Annotated in this window: 19 protein-coding genes and 2 tRNA genes; 19 read left to right on the plus strand and 2 right to left on the minus strand. The window is 47.4% G+C overall.

All coding sequences use genetic code 11. From position 1 onward, the window contains the following. The first annotated feature begins 252 nt into the window (after positions 1–252). From A4U59_RS17660 to A4U59_RS17700, 9 genes are all read left to right on the plus strand, one after another. On the plus strand, positions 253–1,893 hold the full coding sequence (locus tag A4U59_RS17660) for a putative polysaccharide biosynthesis protein (RefSeq protein WP_070121549.1): 1,641 nt from the start codon (positions 253–255) through the stop codon (positions 1,891–1,893). Further along, complete coding sequence (gene yabN / locus A4U59_RS17665; RefSeq protein ID WP_070121550.1) at positions 1,893–3,356, plus strand: bifunctional methyltransferase/pyrophosphohydrolase YabN; 1,464 nt, start codon at positions 1,893–1,895, stop codon at positions 3,354–3,356. The genes A4U59_RS17660 and yabN overlap by 1 nt, the downstream gene beginning before the upstream one ends. Positions 3,357–3,389: 33 nt before the next feature. Then, positions 3,390–3,665, plus strand: coding sequence for an RNA-binding S4 domain-containing protein (locus A4U59_RS17670; protein WP_070121551.1), 276 nt, complete (start codon positions 3,390–3,392; stop codon positions 3,663–3,665). 476 nt (positions 3,666–4,141) lie between these two features. Next, positions 4,142–4,447, plus strand: a complete 306-nt coding sequence (yabP, locus tag A4U59_RS17675; protein WP_070121552.1) for a sporulation protein YabP — start codon at positions 4,142–4,144, stop codon at positions 4,445–4,447. Further along, on the plus strand, positions 4,444–5,034 hold the full coding sequence (gene yabQ, locus A4U59_RS17680; RefSeq protein ID WP_070121553.1) for a spore cortex biosynthesis protein YabQ: 591 nt from the start codon (positions 4,444–4,446) through the stop codon (positions 5,032–5,034). Before yabP ends, yabQ begins: the two co-directional genes overlap by 4 nt. A gap of 16 nt (positions 5,035–5,050) precedes the next feature. Then, positions 5,051–5,416 carry a septum formation initiator family protein gene (locus tag A4U59_RS17685; RefSeq protein WP_070121554.1) on the plus strand — a complete coding sequence of 122 codons (366 nt, stop codon included), beginning with the start codon at positions 5,051–5,053 and terminating at the stop codon, positions 5,414–5,416. An 88-nt stretch (positions 5,417–5,504) separates the two neighbouring features. Then, positions 5,505–5,903 (plus strand): S1 domain-containing RNA-binding protein, encoded by a 399-nt coding sequence (locus tag A4U59_RS17690; protein ID WP_070121555.1) that lies wholly within the window; start codon positions 5,505–5,507, stop codon positions 5,901–5,903. 194 nt (positions 5,904–6,097) lie between these two features. After that, positions 6,098–6,174: transfer RNA gene (locus A4U59_RS17695), tRNA-Met, on the plus strand. Between the two features lie 5 nt (positions 6,175–6,179). After that, a tRNA-Glu gene (locus A4U59_RS17700) sits at positions 6,180–6,251 on the plus strand. Positions 6,252–6,446: 195 nt separating this feature from the next. On the opposite strand, the gene A4U59_RS17705 is transcribed toward A4U59_RS17700, so the two are convergent. Next, positions 6,447–6,929: a hypothetical protein gene (locus A4U59_RS17705; RefSeq protein ID WP_070121556.1), complete on the minus strand. Its 483-nt coding sequence runs from the start codon at positions 6,927–6,929 to the stop codon at positions 6,447–6,449. Between the two features lie 437 nt (positions 6,930–7,366). Here A4U59_RS17705 and spoIIE point away from each other — a divergent pair, with 437 nt between their 5' ends. The 6 genes from spoIIE to ftsH all read left to right on the plus strand — a co-directional run bounded on the left by spoIIE (position 7,367) and on the right by ftsH (position 16,098). Beyond that, entirely contained in the window at positions 7,367–9,859 is a 2,493-nt protein-coding gene (gene spoIIE, locus A4U59_RS17710) for a stage II sporulation protein E (protein WP_070121571.1), read from the plus strand. Between the two features lie 148 nt (positions 9,860–10,007). After that, positions 10,008–10,745: a VWA domain-containing protein gene (locus A4U59_RS17715; RefSeq protein WP_070121557.1), complete on the plus strand. Its 738-nt coding sequence runs from the start codon at positions 10,008–10,010 to the stop codon at positions 10,743–10,745. Beyond that, a complete protein-coding gene (locus A4U59_RS17720; protein WP_070121558.1) occupies positions 10,711–11,712 on the plus strand; it encodes a protein kinase domain-containing protein in 1,002 nt (333 codons plus the stop codon). The genes A4U59_RS17715 and A4U59_RS17720 overlap by 35 nt, the downstream gene beginning before the upstream one ends. Positions 11,713–12,123: 411 nt before the next feature. Further along, a complete protein-coding gene (gene tilS / locus A4U59_RS17725) occupies positions 12,124–13,506 on the plus strand; it encodes a tRNA lysidine(34) synthetase TilS (RefSeq protein ID WP_070121559.1) in 1,383 nt (460 codons plus the stop codon). Positions 13,507–13,534: 28 nt separating this feature from the next. Then, complete coding sequence (gene hpt, locus A4U59_RS17730; protein ID WP_106406371.1) at positions 13,535–14,077, plus strand: hypoxanthine phosphoribosyltransferase; 543 nt, start codon at positions 13,535–13,537, stop codon at positions 14,075–14,077. A 71-nt stretch (positions 14,078–14,148) separates the two neighbouring features. Beyond that, positions 14,149–16,098, plus strand: a complete 1,950-nt coding sequence (gene ftsH, locus A4U59_RS17735) for an ATP-dependent zinc metalloprotease FtsH (protein ID WP_070121561.1) — start codon at positions 14,149–14,151, stop codon at positions 16,096–16,098. Positions 16,099–16,427: 329 nt separating this feature from the next. On the opposite strand, the gene A4U59_RS21905 is transcribed toward ftsH, so the two are convergent. Then, positions 16,428–16,646 (minus strand): hypothetical protein, encoded by a 219-nt coding sequence (locus A4U59_RS21905; protein ID WP_169824001.1) that lies wholly within the window; start codon positions 16,644–16,646, stop codon positions 16,428–16,430. Between the two features lie 87 nt (positions 16,647–16,733). On the opposite strand from A4U59_RS21905, the gene A4U59_RS17740 reads away from it, so the two are divergent. The 4 genes from A4U59_RS17740 (at position 16,734) to cysK (ending at position 20,475) form a co-directional block, all read left to right on the plus strand. Next, entirely contained in the window at positions 16,734–17,528 is a 795-nt protein-coding gene (locus A4U59_RS17740) for a type III pantothenate kinase (RefSeq protein WP_070121562.1), read from the plus strand. Next, positions 17,528–18,424, plus strand: coding sequence for an Hsp33 family molecular chaperone HslO (hslO, locus tag A4U59_RS17745; RefSeq protein ID WP_070121563.1), 897 nt, complete (start codon positions 17,528–17,530; stop codon positions 18,422–18,424). Before A4U59_RS17740 ends, hslO begins: the two co-directional genes overlap by 1 nt. A gap of 16 nt (positions 18,425–18,440) precedes the next feature. Continuing rightward, positions 18,441–19,376 (plus strand): peptidyl-prolyl cis-trans isomerase, encoded by a 936-nt coding sequence (locus A4U59_RS17750; RefSeq protein ID WP_070121564.1) that lies wholly within the window; start codon positions 18,441–18,443, stop codon positions 19,374–19,376. A gap of 172 nt (positions 19,377–19,548) precedes the next feature. After that, positions 19,549–20,475 carry a cysteine synthase A gene (cysK, locus tag A4U59_RS17755; RefSeq protein ID WP_070121565.1) on the plus strand — a complete coding sequence of 309 codons (927 nt, stop codon included), beginning with the start codon at positions 19,549–19,551 and terminating at the stop codon, positions 20,473–20,475. Positions 20,476–20,764 lie beyond the last annotated feature (289 nt).

A 20,764-nucleotide genomic window follows, 5' to 3' on the forward strand; every position in this document is an offset into this window, starting at 1 on the left:
CCTCGCAAGGCACCTGCTGCAGCCAACAGAATGATTGGAAACGAAAAAGGAGACGTGATGTCTCCTTTTTTCCGTTTTCAAAAAGGCACTCATTTTTCCGCCGGATTGCCTGGGAATTCCCAGGCACCGAAAACATCGATAAAGGCAGCGGAAATACACGGAAACAAGAGGAAGCGGGCGGGTCCATCCGAAGAAAAGAGGGCATTATGGTATAATACTTCCTGCAAGTACTGGCTGAGGAGGAAAAAATAGTTGAATCCTGATCAAAAACTCCGGCAGCGTACCGGCATTTGGCGGGGAGCCGCCATATTAACGGCAGCAGGGCTGCTGGCGAAAATCTTAAGTGCTGCCTATCGAATTCCTTACCAGAATATTACCGGTGATATCGGTTTTTATATTTACCAGCAGGTTTATCCGCTATATGGTATAGCGCTTGCGTTTGCCCTTTACGGGTTCCCGGCTGTGCTTTCCAAATTGGTGGCGGAAGAAAATGAAAAAACAGGCGGGGAAGGGCTCCCGGGCCTTATAATCCGTGCCTTTGCTTTCCTATTCGGCTTCGGAATGCTGCTTTTTGTAGCCTTGTATGCAGGGGCAGGTCCGCTTGCCCGCTGGATGGGCGACCCGCAGTTGGAGCTTCCGGTCAGAACCGTCGCATTTGCATTTTTCTTCATGCCGTTTCTGGCGGTCTACCGCGGCTATTACCAGGGACATGGCAACATGGTTCCGACAGCCGTTTCACAAGTAACCGAACAGGCGGTCAGAGTGTCTACGATTTTACTGTTTGCTTACCTGCTGATCAGTAGCGGATACGGAGTCTACATAGCGGGTGCCGGGGCTGTATTCGGGTCTGTGACCGGCGGGTTTGCGGCACTGCTTTTTTTAATCCTGTTCAGGCTTAAAAAAGGGAAGCAGCCGCTGTTAATAATGAGCAGTGCCAGGCTGCGGAAGAAACCGGCGGAAAAGAAGGCATATCTTCTGAAAGGCCTGCTATTAAACGGCCTGCTGCTGAGCATGAGTCACTTGCTGCTTGTCCTCCTCCAGTTTGCCGACTCCATGACACTTGTAAAAGGCCTGCTTTATGCAGGAGTGGACGGTCTTACGGCAAAGGAAATGAAAGGGGTATATGACAGGGGGTTCCCGCTGATCCAGCTCGCGACCGTATTTGCGACCTCATTGTCGCTGGCGCTTGTTCCGTTTGTATCATCGGCAAGCGCGAAGGGCAAGATGGGGGAGGTGAAGGAAAAGACGGAACTGGCACTGAGGGTCGGGCTTATGATAGGTGCAGGTGCAGCAGCGGGATTATGGCTTATCCTGGAACCTGTCAACATCATGCTTTTTGAAAACAATGCCGGCGAGATGACATTGAAAATGTTGAGCCTGGCAATCATCTTCAGCACTGCCGCCATAACGCTTTCTTCCGTCCTGCAGGGACTTGGCCATTTTTATATTCCTGCAGCTAGTGCCGCCGCCGGTTTCCTTATTAAGTGGGCGGGAAACATGATTTTCGTCCCGCGTTTCGGAACAGAGGGGGCAGCTGCAGCCACGGTCATCGCTTTTTTACTGATTGCTTTCATAAATGCTGTTTTTATCATTATCTTTTTAAAAAGCAGGCTGGTTGCCCCTGCTTCCCTTCTGAAAATTTCAGGTGCTGTTGCCGGGATGGCAGCTGTGCTGGCAATACTGAATGGAATGTTCGGGTATCTTGATATAATAACAGCAGCGGGAAGGGCAGGAGCGGCAGTGCAGGCCCTTTTTGAAACAGCTGCCGGGGGTCTCGTGTTTCTATTGATCATCATGCGCATCGGGCTTTTTTCTGAGGAAGAGCTTGAACTTCTGCCGGGAGGCGGCAGGCTGGCTGCTATCCATCAAAATATGCAAAGGTGGGGGAAATAATGGCACGCACGATAACAGTTGCCGGTCTTGGAGCCGGCGACGCTGACCAAATGACCGTAGGGGTCTACAGACTGCTGACAGGTTCAGAGCACTTATTTTTACGGACGAAGGAGCATCCTGCTGTTCAGGTGCTTGAGCAGGAAAACGTTTCGTTTGTTTCCTTTGATGAAATCTATGAACAAAATAGCGGGTTTGAGGACGTGTACCGGGAAATAACGGACCGTCTTTTTGCTGTGGCAGAAAAAAAGGATGTCGTCTATGCTGTACCCGGCCATCCGCTTGTTGCCGAAAAAACTGTCCAAATGCTGCTGGAGGAAGCCGGGGAAAGAGAGATCCGGGTCCGCATTTCGGGCGGACAAAGCTTTCTTGATCCAATGTTCGCCGCACTCGGGGTCGATCCGGTTGAGGGATTCCAGCTTCTGGATGCCACTGATTTTAGGACGCACTTCATCCAGATGGAACAGCACGTGATCATTACGCAGGTATATGATGCTTTTACCGCTTCCGAAGTGAAATTAGGCCTGATGGAAAAGTATCCGGATGACTACGAAATCGTGCTGGTTACCGCTGCTGGAAGCAGCAGCGAACGGATCAAACGTCTTCCGCTGTTCGAACTCGACCGGGAAGCGGTGGTCGATAACCTGACAAGCGTTTACGTTCCGCCAGTGCGGGAAGAAACTCTCCTTTACGGCGAGTTTTCCAAGCTCCGTGAAGTGATTGCCGCTTTGAGGGGTCCTGATGGCTGCCCATGGGATAAAAAACAAACCCATGAATCGCTGAAAAAGTATCTCGTCGAAGAAACATATGAGGTTCTTGAAGCGATTGACGAAGAGGATGATGACCTTCTTGCCGATGAATTGGGAGATGTACTACTGCAGGTGATGCTGCATGCCCAGATTGGAGAAGATGAAGGCTGGTTCTCGATCCGTGATGTCATTTTGGCACTCAACTCAAAAATGATCCGCCGCCATCCGCACGTTTTCGGGGAAGCCACCGCTGAAAATGCCGAGGAAGTCGTAGAGAATTGGGAAGCAATTAAAAAGGAAGAAAAAGGGGAGAGTCCCCGCGAATCCCTGCTTGACGGCATTCCAAAGGGCCTGCCGGGATTGTACCGGGCTTATGAACTGCAGAAAAAAGCGGCAAAAGTCGGATTTGACTGGGACACATCAGCTCCTGTCTGGGAAAAGGTCAGCGAGGAAACCGAGGAATTCCGTGCGGAAATCCAGGCTGGGAACAGCCGGGAAGCGAAAAAAGAGTTCGGCGACCTATTGTTTGCCCTGGTGAATCTTGCCAGGTATTATAAAATTGATCCGGAAGATGCATTGCGCATGACGAATGAGAAGTTTAGGCGGCGGTTCCGTTTCATTGAAGAATCGGCAGCTGAAGAGGGTAAAGACCTTGCAGACATGTCCCTGGATGAAATGGATGAATACTGGAATAAAGCAAAATCACAAGGGTATTAAGAAAATTTTCATAAAAGAAAGAAGTGGTGAAACATGCGGCTTGATAAGTTTTTGAAAGTATCCCGCCTCATAAAAAGACGGACGCTTGCCAAAGAGGTGGCTGACCAGGGCCGGATTACAATAAACGGCCAGAAGGGAAAGGCAAGTGCCGATGTGAAAGTCGGCGATGAACTGGCAATCAAGTTCGGGCAAAAGACGGTGACCGTGAAAGTCGAAAGCCTGCGTGAAACGACAAAGAAAGATGAAGCGTCACAGCTGTATACCGTCCTGAAAGAAGAACGGAATGAACAGGAAAGGCCTGAATCATAGGTAAGGATTCAGTTTTAAACTACAAACTATTATCACGGTGTTTAAATCCGCTAATCAAATAACAATCAAATCACACGGAAAAACGGCCAGAGTCTTTGAACTGCTGGCCGTTTTTTTAGGCTCCATTCCATAAAAGCATCCATTAGGGTGATAATCTCAATTCCTATATCCAAAAGAGGTGGGAAAAAAGCAAGATGTATTTTGGTTTACGGAAAGTTCTGCAGTATTTCCCGCTTCTCCTCATTTTCATTACAATTACATTTCACCCATTACAATAGGTTTAAATAAGGCGCGTCTGGCACTAACGGACCTTTTCGCTTTCCGAATTGTTTACTATTATTTTCAATATAACCCATTTCGTTATAAATAAGCGGCCTGTACGTGCCGATAATAAAATTGAAGACTTGCCGGCGGATAGCTTGTTCTATTCTCCACCCCCTTTTCATAAAAATAACATTGAGAAGAGGGGGATGATTATGGACCGTTACTATGACACTAATACGGTGTACAATCCGAAAACACAGGATCATGATGTGGTCATGCGCGGACGAAAGACACTCGAAATAACCGGCGTCAAACAAGTCGAAAGCTTTGATAATGAAGAATTCCTGTTGGAAACTGTCATGGGCTTCCTGTCCATCCGCGGTGCGAACCTGCAAATGAAAAACCTTGATGTCGACAAAGGGATCGTCTCGATAAAAGGCCGGATTTATGATATGGCCTACCTGGATGAACAAAATGCGGAGAAAGCTAAAGGATTCTTTAGCAAGCTTTTTAAATGAGCCTTTCCATTCAATTTTCTACCATGTTTGCCATGGTTCTGACCGGGGTATGGATAGGTGCGGGTTTTGATACATTCAACCGTTTTTTGCAGCGGAGCAAACGCAAGCGCTGGTTTGTTTTTTGCAACGATATATTATTCTGGGTCGTCCAGGCCCTCATTGTATTTTTTGTGCTTTTTACAGTAAATGAAGGGGAGCTCAGATTTTACATCTTTGCTGCTCTTCTTTGTGGTTATGCTGCCTATCAGTCACTGATGAAACAGCTTTATACAAATGTGTTGGAACGGATGATTTCGCTGGGCAGGCGTATCATTTCGATTCTCATCACCCTGTTTACCGTTTTAGTGGCCAGGCCCGTGCAATGGCTCACACAGGCGGCTGTCGCCATTTCTCTATTTTTCCTTCATTTTGTCGGAGCTGTTTTGTTGTTTTTGCTGAAAGTGATCGTAACACCGCTGAATTGGTCGAAAGTCCTGTTATGGCGGCTTGTCCCTGTAAAAATAAAGAAATTTATCCATACTAAAGCAGGAAACGCTAATAAAATAAAGAATAGGTTAAAAATAATATTAGGCAAGTTTCGAAGATAGGAGGACATGAGATCCCATGGGCGGACCAAAACACAACGTATCAAAAATAGAATCAACCTATGTGAAACAACACGAATATGCAGAAAAACGCGCCCTCCGCAGGAAAAAAGGGTTGGTGAGAAGGCTTGTGTTGTTTGGCATTTTCGTCTCTATTATCTCTGTTGCCGTCATATCCACACTCATCTCTCAGGCTGAAGCCATGAATGAAAAGAAAAAAGAGAAGGAACAGCTTGAGGAGGAGCTTTCCACGCTTGAAGGGGAGCAGGAAAACCTTAAAGAAGAGATCAGGAAACTGAATGATGAAGATTACATTATAAAAATCGCCCGCCGGGATTATTTCCTGTCCAACGATGGAGAGGTTATTTTCAAGCTGCCTGACTAAATACCGCCTTATTGACACTTTATTTCCTGAATGAGTATAATAAGAGAAACTGATTACTTTTCAAAACTTAAGGAGGAGCATTTTTTTTATGTCAATCGAAGTAGGCAGCAAGTTACAGGGTAAGGTTACGGGCATTACTAATTTCGGTGCTTTTGTGGAGCTGCCGGGAGGGTCGACTGGCCTTGTGCACATCAGTGAAGTCGCAGACAACTATGTTAAAGACATCAATGATCACTTGAAGGTCGGCGAAACTGTGGAAGTGAAGGTCATCAACGTTGAAAAGGACGGCAAAATCGGCCTATCCATCAAACGCGCCAAAGCACCGGAGAAAAGGGAGTCATCAAGACGCCCGCAGCGTCCGCGTCAAAATTTCGAATCATTCGAGCAAAAGATGAACCGTTTCTTGAAAGACAGCGAAGACCGGCTTTCATCTTTGAAAAAGCATACAGAATCCAAGCGCGGGGGTAAAGGCTCGAAACGAGGCTAACTTGCTGCTGACGGCATATGCTATTTCTCTATAGAATATAGTAGCACCCTTTCGCGGGGTGCTTTTTCTTTTTTCCCCCGGAAGAGGATGCAGAAGTAGGGATCCTGGAAGCAGTCCATTCAATTGATTTTAACTATTGACAATAAAAGTGGATTTGGGTACTATATATCTTGTGCTTATTTACTAAGGAACATGGCGGTGTAGCTCAGCTGGCTAGAGCGTACGGTTCATACCCGTGAGGTCGGGGGTTCGATCCCCTCCGCCGCTACCATATAAGGCCCCTTGGTCAAGTGGTTAAGACACCGCCCTTTCACGGCGGTAACAGGGGTTCGAATCCCCTAGGGGTCATTACAGAATGCCTGGCAATTGCCAGGCATTCTTTTTTTGTCGTTACGGAAATTATAAAATGTAAGCGTTATCGATAAAAAGCCAGAAGGGAATCGTCCAGCTCCAGGCGCCAGCGGCTATCGTGATAAGCGGTGATCCCCTCTGGGAGGAAAGAGCATCTCCCTGCGGGTACCCCGCCTTGCACATTTGTTCCATTCAAAAATGAAGCGAATTGTTTTTGAGTGCTTTCCTTTTCATGCTTTTGAAAAGCAAATGGACTGCTATGGCTGCATTGCAGATGAAAAAAGGCAGATAAAACGGGATCCCTGCTGATAGTTCGATCTCAAAGAAAGCCGGCACAGTTTGGAATAGGGCATGCTGAACGGTATAAGCGACGGTAAATAGGGTTGGATAAAATGCGAAAGCGGCAATGATGACATTGGCGTTGATTCCTTCCGGAGCTTCCAGTTTTGCATCTCCTGTTGACAGCTTATCTTTGCCGTTTGCATGTATGGGTCCTTTGTTTTTTAAATAGATGAAAGGAATCAAAAGAACAGCAGCCCAGTAGAAATATGCAGGATATGAACTGAAATCAAATACGTGTAAGTCAGGCATGATCATCATGCTCAGCACATAAACAATCAGCAAATACGCCGTCACAAGCAAAACGGATCCGGCAAACTTCAATAATGTCTTCAACCCCACCCCTCCTATGCAAGCGCCTATTTCCATTTTATTACCTTAATAACCGCGTTGTCTTCTTTTTTATGACATTTCGTGAGAACCTCGTAACAAAATGTTTATGTACGTCAACCTGGACGTTATCTTTGTCGAGATTATTAAATCGATAATCAATTATTGACAATATTGTGAAAATTGTGTGAAAAACAAAGAACGGCAAAATGCCAGGTCTCACAAAGGTTTGTATACTTTGCGACCAAGGAATACGAACAGATATTTCCATTTGAATAGAACCATTGCAAATCAGAACCTTGTTTAAACGGTAAAGAGTTTGGCAGGTTCAATGGAAACCCGTCGAAGAGTTTTTGTTTATTAGCAGGAGGTTTGACAAAAAGTTGGAAATGCCTGTGATTAAATGGAAACCAACAGAAAAAAACGTTGGGGTGGTGCTAATAATGGAAAAAGCGGAAAGGCAGTTTTTTGAACCGCTCGGGGGTCTTGGTGTTGTAAAGAAGTCTCAAATGCTTACGGACAAAATAGCGAAAGGGACAGAACGGAAGCTAGTGGAGATCTTCATCCAAAAAGGGCTTTTGATTGTCATGATCGGTTTTTTGCTTGGACGAGCTGTAGTCTTATCCAATATTACACCGTTTGCGCTGCCTTTTTTTGCGGCAGTTTTCATGTCAAGGAGGGATAAAAGCCTTTATGTGATGCTCGCCCTTGCCATTGGGGCAGTGACAAGTTCGTATACGACAGCTGCATACATTACAGGTTCAATCCTATTGTTTCTTGCAGCGTTCGGGGGGCTGGTGAAATCGGCTGACACCCGGCTGAAGCTCCTGCCGTTCTTCGTGTTTTTCTCTGGAATGTCGGTACGGCTTCTTATCACGTATACGGTTGCCGGGGGCTTGACGGAACTGGACTTGATGATGGCAGGAGTCGAATCAGGACTCAGTTTGATCCTGACGATGATTTTTCTGCAAAGCATGCCGCTTTTATCCATAAAGAAACGGCGCCAGGCTTTAAAAAATGAAGAAATCATTTGCTTTATCATATTGCTTGCTTCTGTCATGTCCGGAACGATCGGCTGGCAGGTGATGGACATGTCCGTCGAACATGTTTTGTCCCGCTACTTCGTCCTGCTGTTCGCTTTTCTGGGCGGTGCAGCGATCGGTTCAACTGTCGGCGTTGTCACAGGTTTGATTATGAGCCTTGCCAACGTCACCAGTCTTTACCAAATCAGCCTTCTGGCCTTTTCGGGCCTGTTGGGCGGTTTACTCAAGGATGGGAAAAAAATCGGCGTTGGATTCGGACTGATGATCGGCACAGTGTTAATCGGGCTGTATAACCAGGACGGAACAGCGCTTTCTGCGGGGCTGATGGAATCAGCGGCTGCTTTTGCACTGTTTTTATTGACACCCAGAGGATTTATCCTGCAGCTTTCGCGTTTCATCCCCGGAACCCCTGAGTATGCCAATGAGCAGCAGCAGTATTTGCGCAAAGTACGTGATGTGACGGCTGGCCGGGTTGAGCAATTTTCGACCCTATTCAAAACATTGTCTGACAGTTTCACACAGCCGGGCGGGGATCAAAAAGAGGAAAGCCGGGAAAAGGAAATAGATTATTTCCTGAGCAATGTCACCGAAAAGACATGCCAGACGTGCTATAAAAAAGATACGTGCTGGACGAGGAACTTTACTCAAACATATGAGCTTATGAAAGAAACTATGCAAGAAAGTGAAAAAGGGGAGCTGGAATCCAACCGGCAGCTCATGAGAGAGTGGGACAATCACTGTGTGAAACCGATGCGTGTCATCGATAAAATAAATCAGGAACTCAACTATTACCAGGCCAACCAGAAACTCAAGAAACAGGTGCTGGAAAGCAGGAGGCTGGTGGCTGACCAGCTGATGGGCATTTCCAGGGTAATGGGAGACTTCGCCGAAGAGATCAAGAAAGAAAGACAAAACCATTACATCCAGGAAGAACAGATCTATGAATCACTTGAATCTCTCGGAATGGAAATCAACCAGATTGATATTTTCAATCTGGAGGAAGGGGATGTTGATATCGAAATCAGCATACCCCATTGCAACGGGACCGGGGTCGGAGAAAAAATTATCGCCCCGCTCCTTTCAGATATATTGGGAGAAACCATCATTGTGAAAAAGGAGGATTGTGCATCTTTTCCGGCCGGTCAATGCCAGCTTACACTTGGTTCAGCAAAAACATTTGTGGTCGAACCCGGGGTTGCCTGTGCCGCAATGGGGGGCGGATGGGTGTCAGGTGACAGCTATTCGACAATGGAAATCGGAGGGGGTAAATATGCAGTAGCGATCAGTGATGGGATGGGCAACGGGGAGCGGGCCCATATCGAGAGCCACGAAACGATTAAGCTCCTGCAAAAAATTCTCCAATCAGGGATCGAAGAGCGGGTAGCCATCAAGTCGATCAATTCGATTCTTGCTTTGCGAACGACAGATGAAATTTTTTCAACGCTTGATCTTGCTGTCGTCGATCTCCAGGATGCAACGGCGAAATTCCTGAAAATCGGCTCGACGCCCAGCTTCATTAAACGGGGAGGGAAAGTGATGAAAGTGGAAGCGAGCAATTTGCCGATCGGAATGATCCATGAATTCGAGGTCGATATGGTCAGTGAGCAGCTCAAGGCTGAGGATCTATTGATCATGATGAGTGATGGCATATTTGAGGGTCCGAGAAATATAGAGAACGTCGACTTCTGGTTAAAACGAAAAATCGGTGAGTTAAAAACAGACGATCCGCAGGAGATTGCCGATCTCCTGCTCGAAGAGGTGATTCGTACGAAAGAAGGCAATATTGATGACGATATGACAGTTGTCGTCGCGAAGATCAAGCGCAACATACCGAAATGGGCGTCGATTCCGGCGTATAACAAAATTAATCTCTACCGAAAAAAAGCTCAGTAAGGCCGCCTGACATGGGGGTGGCTTCTGCCGCCTGCTCTCCCGCCGTACAGCGGTGAAAATTTTTTGTATAATTAACGGCCTGTCCGGGCACAAAAGTATATTTCCTTTCCTCTGCGTCAACAATGGATGCAAAGAGGAGGTTCAGAGGATGAGGAAAGGAACATTAAAACAAATTTTGCTGATAACGGACGGCCATTCAAATCAGGGCGAGGATCCTGCAGCAGCAGCGGCATTTGCCCGTGAGCAGGGCATCACTGTCAATGTGATCGGGGTGCTTGAGCGTGACTCCATGAGCGAAGAAGGCATGAGGGAGATTGAAGACATCTCCATGTCAGGCGGAGGCGTAAGCCAGGTTGTATATGCGGAAAAACTGTCCCAAACTGTGCAAATGGTGACAAGGAAAGCAATGACCCAGACACTTCAGGGGGTGATTAACCAGGAACTGAAACAAATCCTTGGGAAATCACAGTCGATGGAAGATTTGCCGCCTGAACAGCGCGGCGAGGTAATGGAAGTGGTCGATGAGCTCGGGGAAACCGTCAGCCTTGAGGTGGTTGTGCTTGTCGATACAAGCGCAAGCATGAAAGAGAAGCTTCCGACTGTTAAAGAAGCCCTGTTAGACCTCTCAATAAGCCTGAATGCAAGAATGGGATCAAATCAATTTGCTGTCTATGCATTTCCCGGGAAAAGAAAGGATGTTGAAAAGCTTCTTGACTGGACTCCCAGCCTGGACAGCCTGTCAAAAGTGTACCCTAAACTTGCTTCAGGCGGCATAACGCCGACCGGACCGGCAATCAAAGAGGCGACAGCTCTCTTTAACAGGAAAAAATCAAAAAGGGGTTTCCTCTCTGATGATGAATCCTACATCGAAGAATCCGGCCTATGAACTTACGCCCGGCACCAGCGTGCGGGGGAAATGGCACGGTCAGACATACCGGGTCATCAAAAAGATTGGATCTGGCGCAACCGGAACCGTCTATCTGGTTGCGTGCCGTCAGGGGCATGGGGCATTGAAAATCAGTGAGAATGGGATGTCCATTACATCGGAGGTGAACGTTCTTAAAAAGTTTTCCCGGGTCCAGGGCCAGCCCCTTGGACCTTCTTTGCTTGATGTTGATGACTGGCAGGCAGGAAAAGGGGATGCATACCCATTTTATGTGATGGAATATATTCAGGGGACCGGCTTTTTTCCTTTTATTCGGGCAAAAGGGATGGAATGGGTGCCGATTTTAATGATGCAGCTGCTTGGCCACCTGCAATTCCTTCATGACAATGGCTGGGTATTCGGGGATTTGAAACCCGAAAATACCGTCATCACAATGAACCCGCCCCGGCTGCGCCTGATCGATGTGGGGGGCACGACACTTATCGGCCGGTCAATCAAGGAATATACCGAGTTCTTCGACAGAGGGTACTGGGGTCTGGGCAGCCGCAGGGCAGAGCCTTCATACGACCTGTTTTCTGCAGCCATGTTTTTTGTGAATACTGCCTATCCAGCGAGACTCACCAGGAAAGAAGGCGGAATCGCACAGCTCCAACCGCTTATCATGAACCATGCAGAACTGAGCCCGTATGCAGGTGTCCTTTTGAAAGCCCTGGAGGGTAAGTACGGGAGTGCGAATGAAATGAAAGGGGACTTGATTGAAACAGCGAAGAAAAAAGAAGCAAAGGGAGGCAGGCATAGTTTTTCTTCTTCACCGGGGAGCCGCACAGGCAGGAAGTCAGTATCCGGCAAAACAAAGACGAAGAAAAAAAGTCCTGCGCGTAAGAAAACCTTTCTCGGTCATATGTTTGAGACAGTTTTACTATTTATATTGATATTTGTTGTTTATTTTTTGTATTTGATGGTGTGATTTATGGGATGACGGGGGAAGGCGGCAATGTGGAGGGTACTGGGGAATCCGGCTTGGAAATCGGATGCTGGGAGGTGCCGGACTAGGGGTGCTGAATGACGGGACAGTGCCTATATAGGCTTTGGGCCGGTAATGAGATTCACACAAATAGGGTTACTGAATAGTAATTCAACACCCGTGAAAAGAAGAAATATAATGGAATGCCCACCGTCTTTAACACCCGAAAACGGGGAATTCACTCCATGGAGTCAACTGAATTACAATTCACTGACCGAACACTCAAAACGTGTACAATTTTGTCCAGCGCTTCTCAGTGCCCGCCTTTGCGAAGACTGCATCCTTCGGGTAGGATGGGAGTACAGATACATAAACCAGGCAGGCTGGCTGTATAGAAGCGGGGTCGAATTCGATATGCATGACAAAGTTTATTCATTCACTGAAAAACATAAGCTCCTGGTGCCGGGTGCGACAGTTGTTGTCGGTGTTTCCGGGGGGCCGGATTCTTTGGCGCTCCTCCATTTCTTGCACCATGTGAAAGACAGAATGGGCCTGACGATAATCGCCGCCCATGTCGACCATATGTTCAGGGGCGAGGAATCTTACGAAGACCTTTTGTTTGTGGAAAAGTTTTGCGGAAATTTATCGATTCCTTTTGAAGGAAAAAGGATAAATGTTCCCGAATATCAGAAGAAGTACAACCTTGGCGTTCAAGAGGCGGCCCGCCAATGCCGTTTCATTTTTTTCAGCGAAATTATGGATACATATCATGCGGATTTTCTGGCGCTGGCCCATCATGGGGACGACCAGATTGAAACAATGCTGATGCGTCAGGTCAGAGGTGGTTACGGAATGAGCCTCGCCGGCATGCAGCCCAGGAGAAAACTGGAGAGAGGGGAAGTGATCCGTCCGTTTTTAAGTGTGACGAAAGCGGAAATCGAACATTATTGCTCGGAAAATGGCCTTCATCCCAGGATTGATCCCACTAATGAGAAAGATACATATGCGAGGAACAGGTTCCGCCATCATGTTCTTCCTTTTTTAAAGGAAGAAAACCCGCGCGTCCATGAGAGGTACCAGCGCTTAAGCGAGACCTGGACAGAGGATAATGCCTATCTTGAGAAGCTTGCTGAGACGAAGCTGGACAGCGTTCTCCTGGAGCAAAACAGTGACAGCGCCCGCATTTCGATTAAGGCCCTTTCATCATTGCCTTTGCCTTTACAAAGAAGAGTGATTCATCTAATATTAAACTATCTTTATCGGATTATACCGCCTTCTTTGTCATCGGTACATATCGAACAGCTGCTGAACTTGCTCGCCAGTGAACATCCATCAGGGATTCTCCACTTCCCGGAAAGCCTTTTTGCCGTCCGGTCTTATGACGAATGTTTATTTACATTTCGGGCAGAAAAACGGGAAGAGTATGAATATGTCCTTAATGTGCCGGAAGAAATTTCATTACCTGATGGTTCCTCGATTGCAAGCTTCCACACATACGAATTCCCTCATGGGCACCAGGATGAAAATATCTTTGTTTGCGGAGCGGATTCCATTAAACTCCCTTTACTCATCCGGAATCGCCGTAACGGAGACCGTATGTCGGTTCTCGGAATGCAGGGAACCAAAAAGCTGAAAGATATCTTCATCGATCAAAAAGTTCCGATTGAAAAACGGAACCGCTGGCCTGTTGTGACAGACTCAGAAGGCAGGATACTCTGGCTTCCGCAGCTGAAAAAATCTGCGTTTGCAGAAACGGATAGAAGGAAACAAGAATATATAGTCATTCAGTATACTTAAGAAGCAACATCATCCAGGAGGGGCAGAAATAATGCATAACGAAATTGAGAAAGTGCTCATTTCCGAAGAGGAAATTCAAAAAAAAGTAACAGAATTAGCGGAGGAGCTGTCAACTGAATATAAAGACCGCTTTCCGCTGGCGATCGGCGTGTTGAAAGGGGCCATGCCTTTTATGGCCGATCTGTTGAAGCGTATGGACATCCATCTGGAAATGGATTTCATGGATGTCTCCAGTTACGGCAATTCCACGGTTTCCTCCGGGGAAGTCAAGATTGTTAAGGATTTGAACACTCCTGTCGAAGGCCGGGATATTGTCATCATTGAAGATATCATCGACAGCGGCTTGACGTTGAGTTATCTTGTTGAGCTTTTCCGCCATCGCCGGGCAAAATCGGTTAAAATCGTCACCCTGCTGGATAAGCCGAGCGGACGCAAGAGCGACGTGAAAGCAGACATGGTAGGTTTCAACGTTCCTGATGAATTTGTTGTCGGTTACGGGCTGGATTATGCAGAGCGTTACCGCAACCTGCCGTACATCGGCGTTTTGAAGCCAGAAATTTATACAAATTAATTAGTTGAGTGCAACAGTTTATTTATGGTACTATTTACTATAGTTTGTCCGCTCTTAGGAGGAGGTAAGGAATGAATCGTATCTTCCGGAATACAATTTTCTATTTATTAATATTTTTGGTTGTAATCGGTGTTGTAAGCTTTTTTAATGGATCAAATCAACAGACAGAACCGATGGCTTACGACCAATTTCTTTCTAAATTGGAACAGGGTGATGTGAAATCCATCTCGCTGCAGCCAGAACGCGGTGTTTATGCCATTAAGGGCCAGCTTTCCGATTATGGGGAAGATGAGTATTTTCTCACATACGGTCCTGACAGCGAACAGTTCATGGCGAGAATCAGTGACGCTGTCCAGCAGTCGAAAGTGGAGATCAAGCCTGCTGAAGAAACAAGCGGCTGGGTAACCTTTTTCACATCAATCATTCCATTTGTCATTATCTTTATTTTGTTCTTCTTCTTGCTGAACCAGGCTCAGGGCGGCGGCGGCCGTGTCATGAACTTCGGGAAAAGCAAGGCGAAGCTCTATAGTGAGGATAAGAAAAAAGTCCGGTTCAAAGACGTGGCCGGTGCGGATGAAGAGAAACAGGAGCTCGTCGAAGTCGTCGATTTCCTGAAAGATCCGCGCAAGTTTTCACAGCTTGGCGCGCGTATTCCTAAAGGTGTCCTGCTTGTGGGCCCTCCAGGAACCGGTAAAACATTGCTTGCCCGTGCAGTAGCAGGGGAAGCGGGCGTTCCATTCTTCTCAATCAGCGGTTCCGACTTCGTGGAAATGTTTGTCGGTGTCGGTGCATCCCGTGTGCGCGACCTGTTTGAGAATGCGAAAAAGAATTCGCCGTGTATCATTTTCATTGATGAAATCGATGCGGTCGGACGCCAGCGCGGCGCCGGGCTCGGCGGAGGCCACGATGAACGTGAACAGACGCTGAACCAATTGCTTGTAGAGATGGATGGCTTTGGTGCGAACGAAGGCATCATCATTATAGCAGCGACAAACCGTCCGGATATCCTGGACCCTGCCCTGCTTCGTCCGGGCCGTTTTGACAGGCAAATCCCTGTCGGCCGTCCTGACGTAAAGGGCCGTGAAGAAGTATTGAAAGTCCATGCGCAAAACAAGCCGCTCGATGATTCTGTTGACCTGAAAACAATAGCCATGCGTACTCCTGGATTCTCAGGTGCAGACCTTGAGAACCTGTTAAACGAAGCTGCGCTCGTAGCGGCTCGTGCAAACAAAGATAAAGTTGATATGGAAGATGTGGAAGAAGCGATTGACCGTGTCATCGCTGGTCCTGCCAAGAAAAGCCGCGTCATTTCCCAGAAAGAACGGAATATCGTCGCATATCACGAAGCGGGCCATACCATAATCGGGGTCATGCTTGAAGATGCCGATATGGTCCACAAGGTGACAATCGTTCCGCGCGGCCAGGCCGGCGGATATGCTGTCATGCTTCCGAAAGAAGACCGTTACTTCATGACCAAGCCTGAGCTCCTTGATAAAATCACCGGGCTTCTTGGCGGACGTGTCGCTGAGGAAGTCGTGTTTGGCGAAGTGAGTACGGGAGCACACAATGACTTCCAGAAAGCTACGAATATCGCCCGCAAGATGGTTACTGAATACGGTATGAGTGATAAGCTCGGCCCAATGCAGTTCGGACATCCGCAGGAGCAGGTGTTCCTTGGCCGTGACATAGGCAGCGATCCGAACTACAGTGATCAAATCGCTTATGAAATCGACCTTGAAATCCAGCGTATCATCAGCGAGTCCTATGAACGGGCCCGCCATATCATCGAAGAACACCGCGATAAGCATACGCTGATCGCCAAGACACTTCTTGAAGTGGAAACTCTTGATGCCGAGCAGATCAAACATCTCGTCGACCACGGCACCCTGCCTGACAGAGATTACAGCGCAGATGGGAACGGCACTGAAAAAGAGCCTGCTTCTTATGAAGATGTAAAAGTGAATATCAACTCCAAGTCCGATAAAGAGGATGAGGAAAGCGATAATCAAGATAAGGAATAAATGAATAGGGATGTCATGCGGATAGAAAGTCCCGTGCACCCAGCATAATCCCAATAAATTTCGCATGTGGTTTCGTAATTGAAATCACATGCGTTTTTGTTGTTAAATCAATGGTCTTGTCATTCATGGTTTTAGAAATTTTGATTGGAGTTTATGTGAATAGCTCGTGGCTTTTTGTGGTTGTTACTTTTTAAAATTCACAGAAAAGAATTATGGTTTTCTGAATGCTGTCCGTTTCTTTCTACTTCAATCCACTCAGTTTTAAAACGAGCAGGATTGCTTGTTTTTATCTAACCAATGGTTAAATAGAATATAAATGGAATATCTGTTCACGCACCTGTTGATTGGAGCGGAAGGGGCCCGCCCCGCGGAAAGCGAGCCCCTGCAGCGGAAGTCAACATGTTGATTCCAAAGTGACTGAAGCCAGTTACTACACAGGCATCCATTTCCACCATGGGCTGCAAGACGGCAATGGTATTGCATTCTAACTGGTGCTGTGCTTCAGGATAGTATAAAATGACATATGTAATCTTTGTTGGGCTGTCCATAGTCAGCGGGATAACATATTTTTTCCGATAACCTAAAAGCAAGAATGGCACTGGGCCATATATTTTAAAGGTAAGTGGTGATGAATTGTGATTTTTGTGCTGGATGTAGGGAATACAAATACTGTCCTTGGTGTGTACGAGGGCGATTATTTAAAGTATCATTGGCGGATTGAGACAAGCCGAAATAAAACAGAAGATGAATACGGGATGGTCATGAAGTCCCTTCTTGAACATGTAGGCCTGACGTTTGCCGACATTGAAGGAGCCATTATATCTTCAGTTGTGCCGCCGATTATGTTTTCACTTGAACGGATGTTTGATAAGTACTTTCATGTCAAACCCCTGATTGTCGGACCGGGGATCAAAACCGGGCTCAATATCAAATACGATAACCCGAGAGAAGTCGGCGCCGACCGGATTGTCAATGCGGTTGCCGGCATCCACTATTATGGGGCACCGTTAGTCATCGTCGATTTCGGCACTGCCACAACATACTGTTCGATAAATGAAAACAAACATTATATGGGCGGACTGATTGCACCCGGCATTAACATTTCGACTGAAGCTCTCTATTCACGGGCGGCAAAACTGCCCCGGATTGAAATCCAGAGGCCGCCTTCTATAGTCGGCAAAAACACGGTGACCGCGATGCAGTCCGGCATATTTTACGGGTATGTCGGCCAGGTTGACGGGATTGTATCAAGAATGAAAAAACAATCTGCAATAACGCCGAAAGTCATTGCGACAGGCGGACTGGCATCATTGATTGCAGAGGAGACCGACACGATTGATGTCGTCGATAAATTTTTGACCTTGAAAGGCCTGCATTTGATTTATATGCGGAACAGCAGCCCTGCTTCAGCTGAGAAAGGAGAGATTTGATGAGCAATGATTATTTAGTCAGGGCCCTTGCCTTTGACGGACAAATCAGAGCTTATGCTGCACATACAACGGAGACGGTTTCAGAAGCACAGCGCCGCCACCAGACTTGGCCGACAGCATCCGCTGCCCTTGGGCGTGCCATGACCGCTTCCACCATGATCGGCGCTATGCTTAAAGGAAATGACAAGATCACCGTAAAGGTCGAAGGCGGAGGGCCGATCGGGGTCATCGTCGTGGATGCGAACGGAAAAGGCGAAGTCCGCGGCTATGTTACCAATCCGCAGACGCACTTCGACTTGAACGAAAACGGAAAACTTGATGTGGCGAGGGCAGTGGGAACCGCCGGCACGCTTTCAATCGTGAAGGATGTCGGAATGCGTGATTATTTTACCGGACAGGTTCCGCTCGTTTCCGGTGAGCTCGGTGAAGATTTCACGTATTATTTAGTATCTTCCGAACAGGTGCCTTCTTCTGTCGGAGTCGGTGTTCTCGTAAATCCCGATAACACGATTCTCGCAGCAGGCGGATTTATCATTCAGGTGATGCCGGGAGCCGGGGAAGAAACGATTACGTTCCTGGAAAAAAGGATTCAATCCCTTCCGGCTGTTTCGACGATGATCAAGGAAGGGCTGACTCCGGAAGCATTGCTTTACCGTGTGCTTGGCGAAGAAAATGTAAAAGTTCTTGATACTCTTCCTGTCACCTTTGAATGCGGATGCTCAGAAGAACGGCTTTCGAACGCCATTATCGGTCTGGGTTCTGAAGAAATTGAGGATATGATCGAAGAAGACGGGGAAGCAGAAGCGTTTTGCCATTTTTGCAACGAACGATACCATTTTGATAAAGCCGAGTTGACTTCTCTATTGGCAGAGAGTAAGCAAAGGGAAACTGAATAGACTGGGGAGAGGTACTTTGAAACAGAGGGGTTTATGGGTGCTGGTCACTCTGCTGGCAGCAAGCAACCTGGCTGTCGGATACATGTGGTGGAGCGGTTCGGGCAGCAACACAGTCCATACGGCAGCCGAAGAAACAGATAAAAGTACGGAGAATGATATCACATCTGCCGAAACGGTAGCCCAAGTCGGCGGGAAATCGATCAGCAGGGAAGCCTGGCTTGAGGATCTCGTTTCCCTTTATGGCCGCGAGCGCCTTCAAGAGCTGATCAACCGTAAAGTTGTCCGCAGTATGGCTGAACAAGAGGGAATCACCATTTCGGAAAAAGTGCTTGAGCAGGAGCTGGAGCTTTTGGAGCAGATGTTTCAAAATGATTTTGGCGAGGGCCCGATTGAAGGGGGATTCCCGAATGAAGAAGAATGGCGGGACCAGGTGGAATATGCCCTTTTGCTTGAGGAGCTGCTGACAAAAGATGTCGTCGTTTCCGAAGAGGAACTGAAAGACTACTATGAAGGCAATAAGGATCTCTTTACTATTCCAGCCGGTTATAAACTGTCGCATATTGCTGTAGCAACCGCTGAAGAAGCTGAAGCGGTCACTGAAGAGCTGAAAGGCGGCTCTAGCTTCGATGCGCTGGCAATGGAACGCTCGACGGACGAATTTACTGCTGCGCAGGGTGGAAGCCTTGGTTTTATTCCACTGGACAGCGGACTTGTCCCGGAACGTTATTTCGAAGCAGCGGAAGGCCTTGAAGAAGGGTCGATCAGCGGACCGCTGGAAACAGAGGATGGCTTTGCGGTAATCAAGCTGCACCGGAAAAGCGATGGAATCACATACACCTACGAAGATGTAAAAGGACAAATCCGCAGGCAAATCGCAATGAGCCAGATTGAAGGCGATTTTTCACCTGAAATCTTTTGGGATGAAGCGAATGTCAGCTGGATTTATGAATAAGAATAAATGGAAGGGGGCGCAATGCCTCCTTTTTTAATACAATCGGTTAAATCCTATGTTTTGAGCTAAGGGAAGACTTTTATAGCTCCTTCAAAAAAATTGACGGTATGCACCTTTTCTGTTACATTTAATATAATACCAATAAAAATACTCGGGATTAAGAGGTGACAGGATGAAAGTCGCAAATTCGATAACAGAGTTAATCGGCAATACACCGGTCGTGAAGTTGAACAGACTGACAGATGAGAACAGCGCAGATGTCTATTTGAAACTGGAATACATGAATCCGGGCAGCAGTGTAAAAGACAGAATTGCCCTTGCTATGATCGAGGCGGCAGAGAAAGACGGCAAGATTAAAGCAGGCGATACGATCATTGAGCCGACAAGCGGCAATACCGGCATCGGCCTTGCGATGGTAACTGCCGCGAAAGGTATCAACGCCATTTTTGCCATGCCCGATACGATGAGCATGGAACGCAGAAATCTGTTGAAAGCTTATGGTGCGAAACTTGTTCTTACACCAGGCAGTGAAGGAATGGGCGGAGCAATCAGGAAAGCGAAAGAACTCGCGGAGGAAAAAGGGTATTTCATGCCGCAGCAATTCGAGAACCCGGCGAATCCTGCCATTCATAAAAACACGACAGCGAAGGAAATTGTCGAGCAGATGGGCGACAGTCTTGACGCTTTCATTTCAGGTGTCGGAACCGGCGGTACAATCAGCGGTGTCGGAGAAGTACTGAAAGAGAAATATAAGGATGTTAGAATCATCGCATTGGAGCCGAGTGCATCCCCGGTTTTATCCGGCGGAGAACCGGGGCCTCACAAAATCCAGGGTATCGGGGCAGGTTTCGTGCCGGATACATTGAATACGGAAATTTACGATGAAGTGATGACAATCGATAACGATGAATCATTTGATTGGGCACGCCGCGCTGCCAGGGAGGAAGGCATTCTCGGCGGCATCTCTTCCGGCGCCGCCATTTCTGCAGCCGTCAAGGTCGCGAAAGAATTGGGCAAAGGCAAGAAAGTCCTTGCAATTATACCGAGTAACGGTGAGCGTTACTTGAGCACGCCGCTTTATCAGTTTGATGAGGAATAAGGAGTAAGGGAGTCCGGCTTTTGCCGGGCTTTTTTTGTTGTTTTGGAAAATCGCTTTATGGATAGGCTTTGTGAAAGCAGGACCAGCTTTGAGCGCAGGCGATACGGGGGCGTGGCCGAAGTCCTTAGGCGTGAAACGATCGGACTTTCGCTTGAAATACTTATTATATGGCGTGAAAACCGGCAATTGGGTCAGTCCGTCCAAGCGCCCCGCGCGAATAGCAGGATATACCGCGTGAATCGCGGCCCATATGGCGTGAAATGTATTGTTTGGCGCGAAAAGAGAGGTA

It is taken from the genome of Bacillus marinisedimentorum (assembly GCF_001644195.2).
Classification (GTDB): domain Bacteria; phylum Bacillota; class Bacilli; order Bacillales; family Bacillaceae_O; genus Bacillus_BL; species Bacillus_BL marinisedimentorum.

Excerpts from the sequence above, each read along its gene's own strand:
- ftsH (WP_070121561.1), top strand. The coding sequence starts at position 14,149 with ATGAATCGTATCTTCCGGAATACAATTTTCTATTTATTAATATTTTTG.
- A4U59_RS17715 (WP_070121557.1), top strand. The coding sequence starts at position 10,008 with ATGAGGAAAGGAACATTAAAACAAATTTTGCTGATAACGGACGGCCAT.
- cysK (WP_070121565.1), top strand. The coding sequence starts at position 19,549 with ATGAAAGTCGCAAATTCGATAACAGAGTTAATCGGCAATACACCGGTC.
- A4U59_RS17670 (WP_070121551.1), top strand. The coding sequence starts at position 3,390 with ATGCGGCTTGATAAGTTTTTGAAAGTATCCCGCCTCATAAAAAGACGG.
- tilS (WP_070121559.1), top strand. The coding sequence starts at position 12,124 with ATGCATGACAAAGTTTATTCATTCACTGAAAAACATAAGCTCCTGGTG.
- yabP (WP_070121552.1), top strand. The coding sequence starts at position 4,142 with ATGGACCGTTACTATGACACTAATACGGTGTACAATCCGAAAACACAG.
- hslO (WP_070121563.1), top strand. The coding sequence starts at position 17,528 with ATGAGCAATGATTATTTAGTCAGGGCCCTTGCCTTTGACGGACAAATC.
- A4U59_RS17720 (WP_070121558.1), top strand. The coding sequence starts at position 10,711 with ATGATGAATCCTACATCGAAGAATCCGGCCTATGAACTTACGCCCGGC.
- A4U59_RS17685 (WP_070121554.1), top strand. The coding sequence starts at position 5,051 with ATGGGCGGACCAAAACACAACGTATCAAAAATAGAATCAACCTATGTG.
- yabQ (WP_070121553.1), top strand. The coding sequence starts at position 4,444 with ATGAGCCTTTCCATTCAATTTTCTACCATGTTTGCCATGGTTCTGACC.
- A4U59_RS21905 (WP_169824001.1), bottom strand. The coding sequence starts at position 16,646 with ATGGACAGCCCAACAAAGATTACATATGTCATTTTATACTATCCTGAA.
- spoIIE (WP_070121571.1), top strand. The coding sequence starts at position 7,367 with ATGGAAAAAGCGGAAAGGCAGTTTTTTGAACCGCTCGGGGGTCTTGGT.
- A4U59_RS17690 (WP_070121555.1), top strand. The coding sequence starts at position 5,505 with ATGTCAATCGAAGTAGGCAGCAAGTTACAGGGTAAGGTTACGGGCATT.
- yabN (WP_070121550.1), top strand. The coding sequence starts at position 1,893 with ATGGCACGCACGATAACAGTTGCCGGTCTTGGAGCCGGCGACGCTGAC.